Origin of the sequence: Qaidamihabitans albus (assembly GCF_016464705.1) — a bacterium.
GTDB classification, from domain to species: Bacteria; Actinomycetota; Actinomycetes; order Mycobacteriales; family Pseudonocardiaceae; genus Qaidamihabitans; species Qaidamihabitans albus.
This window is the reverse complement of record NZ_JAEHOB010000039.1, coordinates 1-2894: the sequence shown is the minus strand read 5'-3', so window position 1 is coordinate 2894 and position 2894 is coordinate 1. Positions and strand designations below refer to the sequence as shown.

Genomic DNA, 2894 nt, shown 5'->3' with positions numbered 1-2894 from the left:
CACCGGAGTTCATCACCGAAGCCATGCAGGACTGACTCGGGTCACCCGGTGCTTGCGTGGACATTTCCCCAGCGCCCCGTCAACCAGATCACCGACGGACAACAACGACACCTCAATCCCGACGCGCGCCAGTTCAAAACCGGCGAAGTCGACGACACCCACCCAGCAACCGCCTAGAGAATCTGCACCCAGCGCTCAGTCTCAATGAGCTCAGCGGCTGACGCTGCCGCGGTGCTCGAGGAGGCCGAGGTGCGGGTCGAGCACGAGTACACAGTTCGATGCAGCACCACAACCCGATCGAACCGCACACCACCACCGCCGTCTGGGACGGCGACTCGCTGACGCTGTACGAGAGCGCACAGGGCGTCGTCTTCTCCGTGGGGTCGTGTCGTCAGCGTTCTCGACCGCGTTCGACCTGCGGCCGGAGAACGTCCGGATCATCTCGCCCTACCTTGGCGGGGGTTTCGGCGCCAAGGGCCCCACCTCGTCCCACACGCTGCTCACCGTGGCGGCCGCGCGGCTGGTAGGCCTCGACGAGGCCGCCGCGCTCTCAACGAACGCATGCGTGCCGTGCACGGCTCCGACCTCAACCCCGTGCAGTTCACCGAGCTCAACGAGCAATTCCATCGGCCGCTCTGCGCCCCGTGCCCAAACCGCAACCTGCTCGACCGCGAATGGCACCGCATGTCTCTGATCCGCCGCTCCAGCTTCACCTTCCTGCCACGCGGCCCGCCGCCTCGGTCAACTCGCACGAACACATCCTCGACCTCGTGCGGTGGCGCGTCGGCGGGCGATGTCGAGCAGGCCACCCGTGCGCACACCGTCCGCACCATGAACGCCTACCTCGACGCGGCCCGCCAGCGGTCATGAGTGTTCGGCCGGGTTCTCAGTGCCCTGCGGGACACGCGCACCCGATCGCCGAACTCTCACGACCTACTGCCGACAACGGAAGCTTCCGTCGGAGCGCTCAGACGTGGCAGCAGCCGGTACTCATGTACTTCGCGAGGCCGCTCGCCGCGGATGCGGTGGAGACAGTCGAAGAAGGCGTGTCATCNGCTTCCGTCGGAGCGCTCAGACGTGGCAGCAGCCGGTACTCATGTACTTCGCGAGGCCGCTCGCCGCGGATGCGGTGGAGACAGTCGAAGAAGGCGTGTCATCCGACGCGTCGTAGACGACCTCGCCGCCGAGGACGGTCATGGCGACTGAATCGCCCCGGTGAGTCCGGAGACTCCGATCCTGTACTCATGCCCGCCGTAGCAATACCGGCCGTCGCCGATTCGGTTCGGCCACGACCTTGGACGCGGAGCCGGCAAGCCGGGCTCACGGCGTTCAACCGGGACGGGATCTTCACCGATCTCGACGTGGCCTTCGACTACTTCCGCATCGAGAGCCAGGGTGATCCGGTCTCGGCTCGCTGAACCGGGCTACCGCGGCGAGGGTGGGAGGCGTCGCCCCTCCCCTCGCTGCGAGGCGGCGTGACGATGGCGGTCCGCACACGATCCGCCGCTTCGCCGGCCGGAGGGCGAAGTGACGGCAAGCTCGGAGATGTTGCGTCCGCAGTTTCGGCCCTGGCACAGAGCGAGGCCGACCCTGTTGACGAGCTTGAGGAACCGCGCGCCCCGTGCGTCGCGGCCGTCGAGGGCACGGCACAGCTCGCCGTAGCAGACCTCCTCGCAGCGGCAGGCGAGCGTGTCGTCACGCAGCCGGCTCCGCCAACCGGGCGCATCGGGTAAACCTGGGTCGAGCGTGGCGGCGACGTGGCGGCGACGTGGCGGCGACGTGGCGGCGACGTGGCGGCGAGAGCGTACGCGACGCAGCGCGCCGACGGGCGATTCGGCTCGCCCACCGGCGAGTCGGGCAGCGAGGTACGAGCGACCGCGCCTTCGGCGGCGGCGAGCTCGGCACCGCGGATCCCGGTCAGCTGGTCTGCTGCGAACACACCCGGCGCGGTGGGGGCTGTGCCGCGTCGACCCGCACCGCACCGTGGTGGACGGCACAGCTCGCGGCGACGGCCAGATCGCGCTGCGGGGTAGCCGTAGCCCACGCAGACGGCATCGATCTCGACCTGCCGCTCGGTGCCGGCAACCAGCACCTGATTGCCGACGGCGACGCGCTGACCTTTCGCGAGCGCCTGTGCCGCACCAGCCGTGTAGACGCCGGGCAGCTCCCAGCCGAGCAACGGCAGCGCACGGTCTAAGCACCGGTGGCCAGGACGAGCGCGGACGTGTCTATCATGCCGCCCTCCCGGCCGGGCGCGTCGGCAGAACCGCTGTGCAGGTGCACGATGCCCACCGGGCATCGGTTCCAGCACCCAGGCACCGTGCTCGCCCAGTTGCTGCACACAGACACGGTCCTGTGAGGCTATGTCCGGCTGCGCGGCGCCGCGACTGCGTTACACGAGCGGTCCGATTCCTCGCAGGAACTGTTCGACGGCGGTCTCCACGAGTTCGTCGAGCAGTTCCGGCTTACGATGTTGCCGTTGATGATCGTCGCGATGCCCTGCACGCGTCGCGAACAGTGCGATCTCGATCCGCTCGGGTTGCCTGCCTGCAGCGCGCCCTGCGCCTGTCGCTGCACGATCAGCTTGTTCACAGTGCGCTCCACTGGACGCTCGCCCGGAGCCCGCGCCGTTCACCGCAGTCGACTCAGCCTCGATCAACGCTTTGATAGATCGTCTCCGCTGTCTGACGAACACGATAACCAACATCGGCCACCTTGAGTGCGTCCAGGACTTCCAACAGGGCAGACTGATACAAGGCCATCGTGTGGCACCTCTCTACGAGATCCTTGCTCGGTTCACGCGGAGACTCACGCGATGGCCCCTACCGCCAGGGCGCCGACGGCCGCACGTAGGGGGACTGTCCGGGTAACGGTGGATCTGGTCTTGGTCTGAT

Annotated in this window: 5 protein-coding genes and 1 pseudogene; 4 read left to right on the top strand and 2 right to left on the bottom strand. The window is 67.9% G+C overall.

The genetic code is table 11. The features are described from left to right. Positions 1–385 precede the first annotated feature (385 nt). The 4 genes from JAP66_RS31680 (at position 386) to JAP66_RS33125 (ending at position 2197) form a co-directional block, all read left to right on the top strand. On the top strand, positions 386–694 hold the full coding sequence (locus JAP66_RS31680) for a molybdopterin cofactor-binding domain-containing protein (protein ID WP_199435554.1): 309 nt from the start codon (positions 386–388) through the stop codon (positions 692–694). Continuing rightward, positions 595–870, top strand: a complete 276-nt coding sequence (locus JAP66_RS31675) for a hypothetical protein (protein WP_199435556.1) — start codon at positions 595–597, stop codon at positions 868–870. Before JAP66_RS31680 ends, JAP66_RS31675 begins: the two co-directional genes overlap by 100 nt. Positions 871–1244: 374 nt before the next feature. Beyond that, complete coding sequence (locus tag JAP66_RS31670; RefSeq protein ID WP_199435553.1) at positions 1245–1418, top strand: hypothetical protein; 174 nt, start codon at positions 1245–1247, stop codon at positions 1416–1418. 350 nt (positions 1419–1768) lie between these two features. Continuing rightward, complete coding sequence (locus tag JAP66_RS33125) at positions 1769–2197, top strand: hypothetical protein (RefSeq protein WP_199435552.1); 429 nt, start codon at positions 1769–1771, stop codon at positions 2195–2197. A 164-nt stretch (positions 2198–2361) separates the two neighbouring features. Here JAP66_RS33125 and JAP66_RS31660 read toward each other — a convergent pair whose 3' ends face one another. Next, the gene (locus JAP66_RS31660; RefSeq protein ID WP_199435555.1) at positions 2362–2592 is read right to left on the bottom strand and encodes a hypothetical protein; all 231 of its coding nucleotides are present in this window, start codon (positions 2590–2592) and stop codon (positions 2362–2364) included. Between the two features lie 31 nt (positions 2593–2623). Then, positions 2624–2762, bottom strand: a pseudogene (locus tag JAP66_RS31655) (IS256 family transposase); the annotation flags it as partial. Positions 2763–2894 lie beyond the last annotated feature (132 nt).